This window comes from Chryseomicrobium excrementi (assembly GCF_002798305.1).
GTDB classification, from domain to species: domain Bacteria; phylum Bacillota; class Bacilli; order Bacillales_A; family Planococcaceae; genus Chryseomicrobium; species Chryseomicrobium excrementi.
This window is the reverse complement of the sequence record NZ_PCGR01000001.1, coordinates 656,633-672,444: the sequence shown is the minus strand read 5'-3', so window position 1 is coordinate 672,444 and position 15,812 is coordinate 656,633. Positions and strand designations below refer to the sequence as shown.

The 15,812-nt window shown below is 46.1% G+C and carries 13 protein-coding genes; 12 read left to right on the top strand and 1 reads right to left on the bottom strand.

Annotated features, from left to right (window positions below; translation table 11 throughout):
• Window positions 1–101 precede the first annotated feature (101 nt).
• The 8 genes from CQS04_RS03360 to pyrE are packed head-to-tail and all read left to right on the top strand — an operon-like array spanning window position 102 to window position 9,526.
• Complete coding sequence (locus tag CQS04_RS03360) at window positions 102–980, top strand: aspartate carbamoyltransferase catalytic subunit (protein WP_100352772.1); 879 nt, start codon at window positions 102–104, stop codon at window positions 978–980.
• Window positions 980–2,251, top strand: a complete 1,272-nt coding sequence (locus CQS04_RS03355) for a dihydroorotase (protein ID WP_100352771.1) — start codon at window positions 980–982, stop codon at window positions 2,249–2,251. Before CQS04_RS03360 ends, CQS04_RS03355 begins: the two co-directional genes overlap by 1 nt.
• A complete protein-coding gene (locus tag CQS04_RS03350; protein ID WP_100352770.1) occupies window positions 2,248–3,345 on the top strand; it encodes a carbamoyl phosphate synthase small subunit in 1,098 nt (365 codons plus the stop codon). Before CQS04_RS03355 ends, CQS04_RS03350 begins: the two co-directional genes overlap by 4 nt.
• The gene (gene carB / locus CQS04_RS03345) at window positions 3,338–6,535 is read left to right on the top strand and encodes a carbamoyl-phosphate synthase large subunit (protein WP_100352769.1); all 3,198 of its coding nucleotides are present in this window, start codon (window positions 3,338–3,340) and stop codon (window positions 6,533–6,535) included. Before CQS04_RS03350 ends, carB begins: the two co-directional genes overlap by 8 nt.
• A complete protein-coding gene (locus CQS04_RS03340; RefSeq protein WP_100352768.1) occupies window positions 6,532–7,299 on the top strand; it encodes a dihydroorotate dehydrogenase electron transfer subunit in 768 nt (255 codons plus the stop codon). The genes carB and CQS04_RS03340 overlap by 4 nt, the downstream gene beginning before the upstream one ends.
• A complete protein-coding gene (locus tag CQS04_RS03335) occupies window positions 7,296–8,207 on the top strand; it encodes a dihydroorotate dehydrogenase (protein WP_100352767.1) in 912 nt (303 codons plus the stop codon). Before CQS04_RS03340 ends, CQS04_RS03335 begins: the two co-directional genes overlap by 4 nt.
• A complete protein-coding gene (gene pyrF, locus CQS04_RS03330) occupies window positions 8,204–8,902 on the top strand; it encodes an orotidine-5'-phosphate decarboxylase (RefSeq protein WP_100352766.1) in 699 nt (232 codons plus the stop codon). Before CQS04_RS03335 ends, pyrF begins: the two co-directional genes overlap by 4 nt.
• Window positions 8,903–9,526, top strand: coding sequence for an orotate phosphoribosyltransferase (gene pyrE, locus CQS04_RS03325; RefSeq protein ID WP_100352765.1), 624 nt, complete (start codon window positions 8,903–8,905; stop codon window positions 9,524–9,526).
• A gap of 46 nt (window positions 9,527–9,572) precedes the next feature.
• Here pyrE and CQS04_RS03320 read toward each other — a convergent pair whose 3' ends face one another.
• A complete protein-coding gene (locus CQS04_RS03320) occupies window positions 9,573–11,228 on the bottom strand; it encodes an Rqc2 family fibronectin-binding protein (RefSeq protein WP_100352764.1) in 1,656 nt (551 codons plus the stop codon).
• Between the two features lie 85 nt (window positions 11,229–11,313).
• Between CQS04_RS03320 and gmk the strand changes: the two genes are divergently transcribed.
• Genes gmk through priA form a run of 4 tightly spaced genes read left to right on the top strand, consistent with a single transcriptional unit; the run spans window position 11,314 to window position 15,805 of the window.
• Window positions 11,314–11,934 (top strand): guanylate kinase, encoded by a 621-nt coding sequence (gmk, locus tag CQS04_RS03315; protein ID WP_100352763.1) that lies wholly within the window; start codon window positions 11,314–11,316, stop codon window positions 11,932–11,934.
• A complete protein-coding gene (rpoZ, locus tag CQS04_RS03310) occupies window positions 11,935–12,159 on the top strand; it encodes a DNA-directed RNA polymerase subunit omega (protein WP_100352762.1) in 225 nt (74 codons plus the stop codon).
• Window positions 12,160–12,218: 59 nt separating this feature from the next.
• Complete coding sequence (gene coaBC / locus CQS04_RS03305) at window positions 12,219–13,418, top strand: bifunctional phosphopantothenoylcysteine decarboxylase/phosphopantothenate--cysteine ligase CoaBC (RefSeq protein WP_100352761.1); 1,200 nt, start codon at window positions 12,219–12,221, stop codon at window positions 13,416–13,418.
• The gene (gene priA / locus CQS04_RS03300; protein ID WP_174688379.1) at window positions 13,406–15,805 is read left to right on the top strand and encodes a primosomal protein N'; all 2,400 of its coding nucleotides are present in this window, start codon (window positions 13,406–13,408) and stop codon (window positions 15,803–15,805) included. Before coaBC ends, priA begins: the two co-directional genes overlap by 13 nt.
• The last annotated feature ends 7 nt before the right edge of the window (window positions 15,806–15,812 follow it).

Here is a 15,812-nt window from a genome sequence, read left to right as displayed (position 1 = left end):
AGAAAGGGGAGCGGATTGCTCACGGATCGTTCAGGTCACGTGTCTTTCCTCATACCCTTTCCCTCTGCGGAAAGGGTTTTTTTTATGAAAGGACGGGACTCATGCGGACACTTACAACCATTGAACAACTGTCAACAGACGATATCTTATTTCTAGTAAAGCGAGCCAGACAACTCAAGGCAGGGAGCCCAAGTCAAGTTCCGCCTGGGCTAGTAGCTACCAATTTATTTTTCGAGCCGAGCACTCGAACGAAGATGAGCTTTGAGATGGCAGAACGAAAAGTCGGTCTGACGGTACTTCCTTTTGAAGCGCAATTCTCTAGTGCGACGAAAGGTGAATCACTGTATGACACGGTAAAGACGCTAGAAGCCATCGGCGTTGATGTAGTAGTCATTCGGCATACGGACAACGCTTATTACGAACCGCTTGTTGGAAAAGTGAAGCCTGTGATCATCAACGGTGGCGACGGGACAGGCAATCATCCGACCCAGAGCTTGCTTGACTTGATGACCATCATGGAAGAGTTCGAGGAGCTCGAAGGAAAGACGATTACAATCGTTGGTGACTTGGCGCATAGCCGAGTGGCAAGGTCTAATGTTCAAGTCCTGTCACGACTCGGAGCCAACCTACAGTTTGTCAGTCCGCCAGAATGGCAAGCTGAGTTTGAGACACAAGCATCACTAGACGATGCCATCAAGACGAGTGACGTCATCATGCTGCTACGAGTGCAACACGAACGCCACCAACCGGGGCAGTCATTTACAAAAGAGCAATACCACAGCCAGTATGGACTCACGGTAGAGCGCATGCACGCGATGAAGGAAGACGCCATCATCTTACATCCTGCACCTTTCAACCGAGGAGTAGAAATTGCGGATGAAGTGGTTGAAGGATCTAAGTCACGGATATTCGAACAAATGAAGAATGGGGTCTTTATGCGAATGGCCATTTTAGAGTACTTATTGAAGGAGGAAGCATGATGAAAACAATGTGGACCAATCTACAACGACTGAATGAACAAGGGGACCTCGTTCCGACAGCATTAGTGGTAGAGGACGGAGTGCTACACTCTTTTGAAGAAGTACAAGATGCTGATGAAGTGATTGATGGGCAAGGAAAGTTGCTACTGCCAGGACTCATCGACGTACACGTTCATCTAAGAGAACCGGGTGGAGAGCATAAAGAAACGATTGAAAGTGGAACACGGGCTGCAGCACGAGGTGGCTTTACGACAATTTGTTCGATGCCAAACACTAGACCGGTTCCGGACACGAAAGAAACTATGGAGTGGCTGCAACAGCGAATTGAAGAAACGGCTTCTGTTCGCGTCTTGCCATACGGTTCGATCACCATCCGTGAAGCTGGTAAGGAGCTGACAAATGCTTCTGAACTGAAACAAGCGGGAGCGTTCGCATTAACAGATGACGGAGTTGGAGTTCAAACTGCAGGCATGATGTATGAAGCAATGAAACAAGCAGCTGAAGCCGGCATCTCGGTGGTAGCGCATTGTGAAGATAACAGCTTGCTGTTTGGCGGCGTGATGCACGAAGGCTCGAAAAATAAAGAGCTTGGCCTCCCTGGAATTCTTTCAGCCTCTGAAGCGGTGCACATTGCGCGTGACTGTCTGCTGGCTGAAGCTACAGGAGTACATTATCATGTTTGCCACGTCAGTACAAAAGAGTCTGTTCGCGTGATTCGAGATGCGAAACGAGCAGGAATTCATGTTACTGCAGAAGTGTCCCCACACCATTTGCTGTTATGTGAAGAGGATATTCCGACAAATGAAGCAAGCTGGAAAATGAACCCTCCTCTTCGTGGGAGAGCGGATCAACAAGCGTTGCTAGAGGGATTACTCGATGGGACATTAGATTGCATTGCGACTGACCATGCACCACATACGGCGGAAGAGAAATCTCATGGATTTGAAAAGGCTCCGTTTGGAATTGTAGGACTTGAAACGGCTTTTCCGCTGCTCTACACACACTTTGTAGAGACTGGAAAATGGTCACTAGGACAACTCGTCAGCTACTTAACGACGAAGCCTGCTGCTGTATTTGATCTTCCATACGGGAAACTTGAACTTGGCAAAGAAGCGGAATTTACACTGATTGATACACAACTAGAAAAAACAATTGATTCAAACGAATTCTTATCAAAAAGTACGAACACCCCGTTTGAGGGAAGGTCATGCAAGGGCTGGCCGACTGAAACTTGGTTTAACGGAAAATGTGTCTGGAGGGAACAAGGATGAAACGTTATTTAATTTTAGAAGATGGAACGGTATTTGAAGGAGAAGCATTTGGTTCACCACAAGGAAGTACGGGAGAAGTCATCTTTACAACGGGAATGACAGGGTACCAGGAGTTTATTTCGGATCCTTCCAACTGTGCACAAATTCTTACACTTACGTATCCACTTATTGGAAATTACGGAATCAATCCAGAGGATTTTGAAGCGATGACGATTACTCTTGCAGGAGTCGTCGTACGTGAATGGACAGAGCAACCGTCAAACTTCCGCTCCCACCGCACATTTGGAGAACTTATGGAAGAGCGCGACGTTCCAGGGATTTCAGGAATCGATACACGTCACTTAACGAAACTCCTTCGTACACATGGATCCCTCCGGGGGAAGTTAACATCTGCTGGTGAAGAACCGAATATAGAAGAAATTGTAGCGGAGCTCAACACTTGGTCCCTTCCACATGATGAAGTCTCTCGCGTCTCTACGCAACGACCTTATCCGAGCCCAGGCCGCGGTTGCCGAGTTGTCGTCATGGACTTTGGAATGAAGCACGGTATCTTGCGTGAGCTGAACAAGCGAGACTGTGACGTGACAGTAGTTCCTTACAACACGTCTGCAGAAACCATTCTTGCTATGCAACCAGATGGAGTCATGTTGTCAAACGGACCTGGAGATCCGACCGACATTCCAGAAGCTATTGAGACAGTACGTCAGCTGATTCCGCATGTTCCGATGTTTGGAGTATGTCTAGGCCACCAGTTGATTTCACTAGCAAGTGGAGCAACTAGCTTTAAATTGAAGTTCGGTCACCGTGGTGCGAACCACCCTGTTAAAGACTTAACAACAGGCCGTACAGAACTGACTTCACAAAACCACGGTTATGCGATTGACTTGAAGTCACTTGAAAACACAGACCTTGAATTGACTCATATTGCTCTAAATGACCAGACGGTGGAAGGCGTTCGCCATAAACACTACCCGGTGTTCTGCGTTCAGTTCCACCCAGAAGGTTCAGCAGGACCAGAAGATTCGGTTCACTTATTTGATCAATTCATTAAGCTCATGCACACATCTACGAAAGCGGGGACTTTACATGCCTAAACGACACGATATCAATACCATTTTAGTAATCGGTTCTGGACCAATCGTCATCGGACAAGCAGCTGAATTTGATTACGCGGGAACACAAGCTTGTATCGCACTGCGCGAAGAAGGATACCGTGTGATCTTGGTGAACTCGAATCCAGCTACTATTATGACGGACACCGAGATGGCGGATAAAGTGTATATGGAGCCGCTGACTCTAGAGTTTGTTTCAAACATCATTCGAAAAGAACGTCCTGATGCGATTCTTCCGACACTTGGTGGACAGACAGGACTGAACATGGCGATTGAACTTCATGGTTCTGGAATTTTAGACGAGTTAAATGTCGAGATTTTAGGTACGAAACTAGAAGCTATCCACAAAGCAGAAGACCGTGACTTGTTCCGCACTCTCATGAATGAACTTGGTGAGCCTGTTCCTGAAAGTACCATCATCCATAACTTAGATGAAGCAAAAGATTTTGTGACCCAAATCGGCTATCCAGTCATCGTTCGTCCGGCATTTACCCTTGGAGGAACAGGTGGAGGAATCTGTCACAATGACCAAGAGCTTCAGGAAATCGTAACAAGTGGTTTGAAGTACAGCCCGGTGACTCAATGTCTACTTGAAAAGTCGATTGCAGGATTTAAAGAAATCGAATACGAAGTAATGCGTGACTCGGCAGACAACGCAATCGTCGTGTGTAATATGGAAAACTTTGACCCAGTCGGAATCCATACAGGGGATTCCATCGTTGTCGCGCCAACACAGACATTGACAGACCGTGAAAACCAGATGTTGCGAAACGTTTCCTTAAAAATTATTCGCGCTTTGAAAATTGAAGGTGGCTGTAACGTGCAACTTGCACTAGATCCGCATAGCTTCCAGTACTACATCATCGAGGTGAATCCTCGTGTGAGTCGTTCGTCTGCACTGGCATCTAAAGCAACAGGATACCCAATTGCAAAACTTGCTGCGAAAATTGCTGTGGGTCTAACTCTTGATGAGATGATGAACCCAGTAACAGGCAAGACATTCGCATGTTTCGAACCAGCACTTGACTACATCGTCGCAAAAATTCCTCGCTGGCCATTTGATAAATTTGAATCGGCAAAACGAAATCTTGGCACACAGATGAAAGCAACGGGAGAAGTGATGTCTCTAGGACGTTCATTTGAAGAAGCCATCTTGAAGTCCATTCGCTCCCTAGAAACTGGACACATGCACCTCGAGATGAAAAATGCACACACGATTACAGATGAATGGATCATCAAGCGCATCAAGCGCGCGGGAGATGAGCGTCTGTTCTTTATCGGAGAAGCACTACGTCGCGGCATGACAGTGGAACAAATCCACGAGTGGAGCGAAATCGACTTCTTCTTCCTGAACAAATTAAAAGGAATCGTCGATTACGAGACTACACTTAAAGAAAACGTAGGAGATCTTGACGTCTTGTATAAAGCGAAGCGCATGGGCTTTGCAGATGTGACGATTGCGAAGCTATGGAACTGGACGGAGCAACAAGTTTACGATTTCAGAAAGCAACAAGACATGTTCCCAGTCTATAAAATGGTAGACACATGTGCAGGAGAGTTCGAATCGGAAACTCCATACTTCTACGGCACTTATGAAAAACAAAATGAATCGATTCGCAGTGACAAGCCAAGTGTTATGGTACTAGGTTCTGGCCCGATCCGAATCGGTCAAGGTGTCGAGTTCGATTATGCGACAGTTCACTCTGTATGGGCGATCAAAGAAGCAGGATACGAAGCAATCATCGTCAACAACAACCCAGAGACCGTTTCAACAGACTTCTCGATTTCAGACAAGTTGTACTTTGAACCTCTGACACTTGAAGATGTGATGCACATTGTTGAGCTTGAAAAGCCAGAAGGAGTTATCGTCCAGTTTGGCGGTCAGACGGCTATTAACTTAGCAGCAGGATTAGAAGCACGTGGTGTCAAGATTCTAGGCACTAGCTTAGAAGACTTGGACCGCGCAGAAAATCGCGACAAGTTTGAAGCGCTACTTCGTGAGATCGGCATTCCGCAACCAGAAGGGAAAACAGCTGTATCTGTAGAGCAGGCTTTAGCAAATGCGAGAGAAATCGGATTCCCAGTTCTAGTCCGCCCTTCATACGTCCTTGGCGGCCGTGCTATGGAAATTGTCTACAACGAAGATGAACTGAAACACTACATGGAATATGCGGTAGAAGCGAGTCCAGAACATCCGGTTCTTGTAGACCGCTACTTGACGGGTACGGAGATTGAAGTGGATGCAATTTCAGACGGAGAATCCGTCGTCATTCCAGGAATCATGGAACATATCGAACGCGCTGGAGTCCACTCTGGTGACTCGATTGCAGTATACCCACCTCAGAACTTGTCGAACGAGCATATCGAGCAGTTGGTAGATTATACGATGCGCTTAGCTAAAGCATTAAAAACAGTAGGGCTTCTCAATATTCAGTACGTGATTTCTAAAGGAGAGATCTACGTTCTCGAAGTGAACCCGCGTGCAAGCCGTACAGTACCGTTCTTAAGTAAAATCACAGGAATCCCGATGGCGAACTTAGCTACAAAAGCAATTCTTGGAAAAACATTGACGGAAATGGGCTACACACCTGGACTTGCATCAAATCAACCAGGCGTTTATGTAAAAGTGCCGGTGTTCAGCTTTGCGAAACTGCGCCGTGTCGATATTACATTAGGACCAGAGATGAAGTCGACAGGAGAAGTGTTAGGGAAAGACCGAACGCTTGAGAAAGCACTATATAAAGGTCTAGTTGCTGCAGGTCTAGAAATGAAACCTCATGGTACAGTCCTGATGACAGTAGCGAACAAAGACAAGCAAGAAGCGGCAAATCTTGCAAAACGATTCCATGCAATTGGCTACCGCATCCTTGCTACTGGGGGAACAGCAGCTGTATTTGAAGAGCAAGGAATTCCAGTGCAGACTGTCAATAAGATCGGAGATACAGGGGAGACTTTAGTCGATGTGATCCAATCAGGTAAAGCGCAGTTTGTCGTCAACACGTTGACAAAAGGAAAACAACCGGCGCGTGACGGCTTCCGAATCCGTCGTGAAGCAGTTGAGAACGGGGTGCCGATCTTAACTTCGCTCGATACTGCTGAAGCCATCTTACGAGTGATGGAATCCATGACGTTCACAACAGAAACAATGCAACCAGCGGAGGTGCGTGGATGATTCATACGGGAAAAATGGAAATCGTGCGCCACAAAGAAATTGCACGAGATGTATTTGAGATGACCGTAATTGGTCAACATACTACAGCGATGAACCAGCCTGGCCAGTTTGTCCATATTAAAGTATCCGGTCATCACGAACCACTGCTTCGTAGACCTATCAGTATTTGTTCAATCGACCAAGATACACTCGAGTTCACGATGATTTACCGAGTGGACGGAAGAGGAACGAAACTTCTTTCCGAAAAACGCCCCGGAGACACAATTGATGTCATGGGGCCACTAGGGAATGGGTTTCCGGTCGTTGCAACACCGGATATTCATGCGTGGCTCATTGGAGGAGGGATTGGAGTCCCTCCTCTTTATGAACTTGCTAAACGACTGTCCGAGTCGGGGGTAAAATTGACCATCGTCCTTGGCTTCCAATCAGCAGATGATGTGTTCTATGAAGAGCAGTTTCGAGAGTTCGGTGAAACGTATGTGACAACAGTGGACGGCTCTCATGGTCTTGGTGGCTTTGTGACTGATCAAATGGCCTTGTTTGAACAAAAACCAGCTATCTATTATAGTTGCGGACCACATGCCATGCTACATGCAGTGGAGAAGGCATTACCCGATGTGCCCGGTTATCTCTCCTACGAACAACGAATGGGCTGTGGAATCGGAGCGTGTTTCGCTTGTGTCTGCCCGACGACTACAGGTGGCGGCGACTACGTGAAAGTCTGTTCTGACGGACCGGTCTTCCCGGCGGGGGTGATTGCATGAACGCATTAGCGACTCAATTACCAGGATTAAATTTAAGAAATCCGATTATGCCAGCTTCCGGTTGTTTCGGATTCGGTCAAGAATACGCGAAGTTTTATGACCTCTCCGTACTTGGTGCCATCATGATTAAAGCGACGACGGAAGAGAGCCGTTTTGGCAATCCAACACCTCGTGTAGCGGAGACATCTTCTGGAATGCTGAATGCAATCGGCTTACAAAATCCAGGCCTTGCTCATGTTTTAGAACATGAACTTCCTTGGCTTGAACAACACGATGTGCCGATTATTGCGAACGTTGCGGGATCAGAAGTCGAGGATTATGTGGCGGTAGCAAGAGAGATCTCTCAAGCACCTAACGTCCACGCACTAGAGCTCAATATCTCGTGTCCTAATGTCAAATGCGGAGGGATTGCTTTTGGAACGGACCCTGAAATTGCGGCGGGACTGACTCGCGCTGTGAAAGAAGTATCTTCTGTTCCGGTCTATGTGAAGCTGTCTCCGAATGTGACGAACATCGTCGACATCGCGAAAGCTGTTGAACAAGCTGGAGCGGACGGACTGACGATGATCAACACGTTACTCGGCATGCGCTTACATGAAAAAACGGGGAAACCTGTACTCGCAAACAAGACAGGCGGCTTATCTGGGCCAGCTATCAAACCTGTTGCGCTTCGCATGATCTATGAGGTGTATCCACAAGTCTCGATTCCGATTATCGGAATGGGAGGCATTCAAGACGCACAGGATGTTATTGATTTCTTATCTGTAGGAGCTTCTGCAGTAGCCGTTGGAACGGCAAACTTTGTAGATCCTTTAGTATGTCCAACGATTATTGAAGAGCTTCCAGAACGATTGGCAGAGCTTGGTTATACGTCAATAGAAGAAGTAATAGGGAGGGCACACCGATGACACAACCTATCATTGCTTTAGATTTTGCATCTCCAGAAGAGGTGTCCTCTTTTTTAAAACAGTTTCATGAGCCGCTTTTTGTCAAAGTGGGAATGGAATATTATCTTCAAAATGGACCTCAAGTTATCTCTCAGTTAAAGGAACAGGGACATTCAGTTTTCTTAGATTTGAAACTTCATGATATTCCTACAACTGTCTATAAAGCGATGAAGGGTCTATCACGACTAGGAGTGGATCTCGTAAATGTCCATGCAGCTGGCGGAGTAGAGATGATGAAGGCTGCAAAGGAAGGACTTGCTGAAGGTGCTACAGGAGAGATTCCAAAACTCATTGCCGTCACGCAACTGACGTCTACAACTGAAGAACAGATGAAACGAGAGCAATTGATTCCTGTAGCGCTTGACCAATCGGTCCTTCACTATGCGAAATTGACTAAAGAGGCAGGTCTTGATGGAGTCGTTTGTTCGGTTCATGAAGCGGCGCTGTTACGTGAATCGATAGGAGAAACATTTTTCAAAGTGACTCCGGGGATTCGTTTGGCTGGAGGGGTGGCACATGACCAACACCGAATTGCAACACCTTTACAAGCGAGAGAAGCGGGGGCAACACATATTGTAGTAGGAAGAGCAATTACAGGGTCACAAGATCCACTTGTAGCCTATCGCCAAATCGTAACAGAATGGGAGAGTATCTAAATGACAGATCAAGTAGCACAAGCACTTTTATCCGCTCAAGCGGTCCAACTTTCTACAGACCCGTTATTCACTTGGGCTTCTGGCATCCAGTCTCCCATCTATTGTGACAACCGTTTGTTGATGGGATACCCGGAGCTTCGTGAGGTAGTGGCGAAACAACTAGCTAAAAAAATTGAAGCTGAGTTTCCCGGGTGTGAAGTAGTAGCAGGGACAGCAACTGCGGGTATTCCTCATGCAGCTTGGGTCAGTAGTGAATTGCAGCTACCGATGGTTTATGTTCGCTCGAAAGCGAAAGAGCACGGAAGAGGCAATCAAATCGAAGGGAAGCTAATTGAAGGGCAAAAAGTCGTTGTTATTGAAGACTTGATTTCGACAGGCGGTAGCAGCATTACTGCTGTGGAGGCTCTGCAAAAAGAAGGTGCAGATGTACTTGGTGTTGTGAGTATCTTCTCTTACGAGTTGCCGAAAGCTGCGCAAGCGTTCGAGAAGGTAGGCGTTCCCTATGAATCTTTAACGACGCTTCCGAAATTGACAGAGCAAGCGCAACAGAGTGGTGCCCTGAATGAAGAGCAGTTAGGATTTATCAAGAACTGGCACGAAGAACTTCAACAGAAAAATGCATAATAAAAAGGTCGGGAGCTGAAGTATAGCTCCCGACCTTTTTGAATTCTTACTTTTGCATACCACGGATCGTCTCTTGGTCAGGTGTGACATACACTGTCTTTTGTTCAAAATAAATCACAAATCCAGGCTTTGAGCCGTTCGGTTTTTTCACATGACGCACTTCGGTGTAATCTACGGGTACTGAAGAAGATTCTCGAGCTTTACTGAAATAAGCTGCTAAAGTAGCCGCTTCTAAAATCGTCTGCTCAGACGGGTCGGCATCGTGAATGACGACGTGAGAGCCGGGGATATCTTTCGTATGCAACCACGTATCAGTTCGCTTTGCGAGCTTGAACGTCACGTAGTCATTTTGCTTATTATTCTTCCCAACAGAAATCGAGGTACCGTCTGAAGAACGGTACGATTCCGGCTTAATCTTCACTTCTTTACGAGCCTTCGCTTTCGAACGTTTTTTCAAGTAGCCTTGTTCCATCAGTTCCTCACGAATTTCTTCGATATCCGACGGAGAAGCCTGTTCCAGTTGTCGCATGATTTCATCTAGATAGGTGAGTTCTTCAGTAGTTTTATCAAGCTGCACTTGAACTTCGTGCAGAGCCGTCTTCGCTTTCGTGTATCGGTGGAAATACGATTGGGCATTCTGAGAAGGTGACTTCTTAGGGTCGAGAGCAATCGTCAGCATCGCTTGATTCTCATCGTAATAATCAATGACTTCGACCTCTTTCATACCTTTAGTCATGGCATGCAGATTGCCCATCAACAGTTCCCCGTGTTTTTGATACTCTTGTAAGTTTTCCGCACGAGTCATGTCCGTTTTGAGCTTTTTCAATTTCGTCGTCAATTTCTTGCGTTCGTTGATCAACCAGCGCTCCAAATCTCCTGCCTGTTGTTTGACACGATCACGCTCCGCTTTTTGGTAATACACGCGGTCGAGTAGGTGACCAAGTGACTCTGCTGCGACCCAAGATGAGTCGAGATGAGAGAGAGGACTCGCAGAAAATACGGTCTTGCTGCCAACTTCTGCACTTCCTGGCTGACTCCCTCCTGACGAGAAACTCATGACAAAGTCAAAAGCATCCGATGGAGACAGAGAAGCGAGTTCTTCAGCGTGAATTTTGGACACGCCTTGGTAAGTCGCCATCCAACCATCTGCATCAAGCGTCGGAACGGCATCTTTTGTTAGAAGAAACGGATTTTCTTTATCTTGTTTTGGTGGATAAATATAATCTTGACCCGGCATCATCGTGCGGTACGAGTTCATTGAAGGGGGAAGGTGCTTCATCGTCTCGATGATTTTGAATGTGTCCCCGTTGACGAGCGTCAAGTTGCTGTGACGTCCCATCACTTCCATAATCAAGATGCGGCTCGTGTCATCACCAATTTCATCTTTACTGCGAATCGTTAGTTGGATGATCCGGTCTGCTTCGATCTGTTCCACTTTTTCAATAAAGCCACCTTCAATATGCTTGCGCATCATCATACAGAACATCGGTGGTGATGCGGGGTTGTCGATAGATTCATACGTTAAGTGAATACGTGCATACGACGGATGGATGGAGAATAGAAGCTTGTGGTTTTTTCCTCCTGCACGGATATGGAGCATCAACTCTTGTGCATTTGGCTGGTGGACTTTCGTGATACGGCCCGTTTGAAGCTGGTGTAATTCTTTTGTGATTGCTGCTGTAAATAAACCGTCAAATGCCATTTTAATTCCTCTTTCAAAACGTTTTGTTCTATTCTATCATGATGTGCTATAATCAAGTAAGTATGTTGAATGTGAAGGAGTCATTATGTACAAAGAACGCGGCATCTTAATTGTCCTCTCTGGACCTTCGGGTGTAGGGAAAGGGACGGTGCGAAAAGAGCTCTTTTCCACCCCAGAAACAAATTATGAATATTCGATTTCAATGACAACACGGAAAGCGCGCGAAGGCGAAGTAGACGGTGTTGATTATTTTTTTAAATCGAAAGAAGAGTTTGAAGAACTGATTGAACAAGGACGACTCCTTGAGTATGCCAACTATGTAGGCAATTATTACGGTACTCCACTGGACTATGTCAATGACACATTAGATGCTGGACGCGATGTGTTTTTAGAAATTGAAGTGCAGGGTGCAAAACTTGTTCGTGAAAAAGCACCGGATGCGCTCTTTATTTTTCTAGCACCTCCTAGCCTTTCTGAGCTAGAGAGCCGTCTAGTAGGTAGAGGTACGGAAACGGATGATGTGATTCAAGCACGAATTGCAGCAGCTCGTGAAGAACTTGCGATGATGGATCTGTATGATTACGTTGTTGAAAATGACCAAGTCGAGCGTGCATGTGATAAAATTAATGCGATTGTGACAGCTGAGCATTGTAAGCGTGAACGTGTAGAACAGCGCTACAAGGCTATGTTGAAAGGAGAGCTCTAAATGTTATATCCATCAGTGGATTCGTTAAAGAAAAAAGTTGATTCAAAATACTCTTTGGTGAGTATCGCTTCTAAGCGTGCACGCCAAATGCAAGAAGAAAAGAACATGCGTCTTGTGAAGTATGTTTCTGATAAAAATGTCGGCAAGGCACTTGAAGAGATCGCTACAGGCGTTTTAATCAATGAAGCAGCCGATCAAAACGTAGTATACGAAGACGAAGTATAAAAACCTACCTCCCAAAGAATGTCTTTGGGAGGTCATTCTGTATAAAAGGGGATTTTCGAATGACTGGGTCAACAAAAATTTTACTCTGTGTGACAGGTGGAATCGCGGTCTACAAAGCAGTGGCGCTTGTCAGTAAACTTACTCAAGCGGGTGCAGATGTCCGTGTCATTATGTCACAATCGGCAATGGAATTTGTCCAACCACTTTCGTTTCAAGCGATGTCCCGCAATGACGTCTACTTTGATACATTTGATGAAAAAGATTCACGTGTCATTGCCCATATTGATTTAGCGGATTGGCCAGACCTTGTCGTCGTTGCGCCAGCAACGGCCAACGTCATTGGGAAATATGCGAATGGTATTGCAGATGACATGATCACGACGACACTTCTCGCCACAACAAAAGAGGTCTGGATGGCACCTGCAATGAACGTGCATATGTATGACCATCCAGCCGTGCAACAAAATATCGATACCTTGTATAAACGTGGAGTTCGCTTCATTGAACCTTCTGAAGGGTATTTAGCTTGTGGCTATGTTGGAAAAGGTCGTTTAGAAGAGCCAGAGAAGATTACGGAACTGATTTTAAATCGCACCAACAAGTCAAAACCTTTAATTGGGAAACAAGTCGTAGTAACAGCGGGACCCACGAGAGAACGTATTGATCCGGTTCGGTATGTCTCTAACTTCTCTTCTGGGAAGATGGGATTTGCCATGGCAAAAGCGGCAGCTGAACTTGGGGCAAACGTGACACTTGTTGCAGGACCTGTAGGTTTAGCGACACCACCTGGTGTCACACGTATCGATGTAGAGAGCGCAGCAGAGATGTTGGAAGCGGTTGAGAAACGCTTTAGCACAACGGACTTGTTAATCAAAACCGCGGCTGTCGCAGATTACAAGCCAAAGCATCCGGCCGACCAAAAAGTGAAGAAACAACAAGGAGATACGTCACTTGAAATGGAACGTACTACGGATATTTTAGCTACAATGGGTGCAGCGAAAACGCATCAGATTATCATCGGGTTTGCAGCAGAGACAAATGATGTAGAAGCCTACGCAGACGCCAAACGACAAAAGAAAAATGCAGATTATATTATTGCAAACGATGTGACACAACCAGGAGTGGGCTTTGGGACCGACACCAACAAAGTGGTGATGTTTTCAAGCGAAGGAAAAGTGGACTTCCCGATGCTAGCGAAAGACCAACTAGCTACAGAACTGCTCCAGCACATTGTGAAGCAGGAGGGATGGCACTCGTGATTGCACGTGTCATCGTGGATGTGTCCACGGCAGCTATCGATCGTCCATTTGATTACCGAGTACCTGAACACTTAGAACCCTTTCTACAACCGGGTATTCGAGTTCATGTGCCATTTGGTCCTAGAAAAGTTCAGGGATTTGTAGTGGGTTTAGCGGACAAAAGTGACCTCGATATGAATAAACTAAAGCCGATAGAGTCTGTCATCGATTTAGAGCCAGTCTTAACAGCAGAAATGCTAAAGCTTGCAGAGTGGTTGAAAGACGATACTCTTTGTTTTTACAATGACGCCTTGCAAATTATGATACCTGCAGCTCTGCGGGCAACGTATTCAAAAATCATTCAAATCAGACAACCTGAACTTGTGTCAGATGCGTTTCGACGTCATCTTTCTAAAGACAACGAAGTAGACTTTACAGTACTTGAGAAAGAGAATTTGATCTCAGAATTGAAACGTCACTTAGATACTTCAACTGCCGTGATTGAAAATCGGATTCGTCAAAAAGCGAAGCCGAAATTGCAGACCGTTTTTGAAGTCATTCAGCCTAATGCAGCACTCTCTGGAAACGCCAAAAAACAAATGGCCGTGCTAGAGTGGATTCAGCGTACAGGAAAAGAGCGTTTCACATTGGCTGAACTGCAGCAGGAAGTCTCGGTGACTGCTGCTGTAGTAGAAGCCTTGGTAGACAAAGAAATCTTGCAAAAGACGCGCCAAGAAGTTTACCGAGAAATTGAATTATTAGCAGACACGTCTGTTGACAAAATCGTAGAACTAACACCTACGCAACAGTCCGTACTCCAGCAAATTGAACAAGCTCAAGACGAGTTGAAGAGTGATGTCTTTCTTCTACACGGGATTACTGGAAGTGGAAAGACAGAAATTTACCTCCAAGCGATTGAACATGCCCTCTCTCAAGGGAAAGAAGCTATTATGCTAGTTCCGGAAATCGCATTGACACCACAAATGGTGACGCGTTTCAAAATGCGTTTTGGAGACCAAGTCGCAGTACTTCATAGCGGTCTCTCTATTGGAGAAAAGTACGATGAATGGCGGAAAATCCATCGTCAGGAAGTGCGCGTTGTAGTCGGTGCACGTTCTGCGATTTTCGCACCCTTTGTAAATGTGGGACTAATCATCTTAGACGAAGAGCACGAATCCTCTTATAAACAAGAAGATTCTCCACGCTACCATGCACGGGAAGTGGCCAAATGGCGCGCAGCCTTTGCAAAGTGTCCCGTGATCTTAGGGAGTGCCACTCCTTCCATCGAGTCCTATGCTCGAGCGAAAAAAGGGGTCTATACGCTTTTAGAATTGCCGAGTAGAGCAAATGCTAAAGAACTCCCACCTGTCGATCTGATTGATATGAGAGAGCAATTAAAAGGGGGCAACCGCTCGATGTTCAGCATTGAGCTGATAGATGCCATTAGAGATCGCCTACAAAAAAAAGAGCAGGTTGTCTTGTTCTTAAACAAACGAGGCTTCTCTTCATTTGTGCTTTGTAGGGATTGTGGTTCAACCGTCCAGTGTCCAAATTGCGATATTTCACTCACCTATCACCGAATGGGAGAAGCGTTGCGTTGTCACTATTGTGGCTACGAAGAACAAGTGCCAACTCAGTGTCCGCATTGTGAGAGTGAACATATCCGTTTCTTTGGTACAGGAACTCAAAAAGTGGAAGAAGAAATTACGCGGCTTTTTCCAGAAGCTCGTACGCTGCGGATGGATGTCGATACAACTCGTACAAAAGGCGCCCACGAACGCATCTTGCACCATTTTGGAAACCACCAAGCAGATATTTTATTAGGAACTCAGATGATTGCGAAAGGTCTCGATTTTCCCAACGTCACGCTAGTCGGGGTCTTAAATGCGGATACCTCGCTACACTTAGCGGACTTCCGAGCAGCAGAAAAGACGTTCCAGTTGATCACTCAGGTCAGTGGTCGCGCCGGTCGTCATGAAAAGGCAGGGCACGTCATCGTGCAGACGTATGACCCGGAGCATTATGCGCTGACTTGTTCGCAGACGCATGATTACGTAGGGTTTTACACGCAAGAGATGCAAGTCCGAAAAGTGTATCAGTATCCTCCTTTTTATTATTTGACCCACATTCAAATCAGCCATCAAGATGTTCTTACGACTTCGGAGTACGCCGCTCGAGTTGCGGACTGGTTACGAGTACGACTTTCGCATACAACTGCAGTCATCGGACCGACGGCATCTGCCATCAGCCGCATCCAAGATCGCTACCGCTACCAGTGCATGATCAAATACAAACAAGAACCAAAGTTAACAGAAACTCTCCATCAATTGTTGAAACTGGCACGAACCGATTGGGAGAAACAAGGCGTACGCATCTCTATTGATTTGCATCCGTCTACGATTGTATAGAAATGAG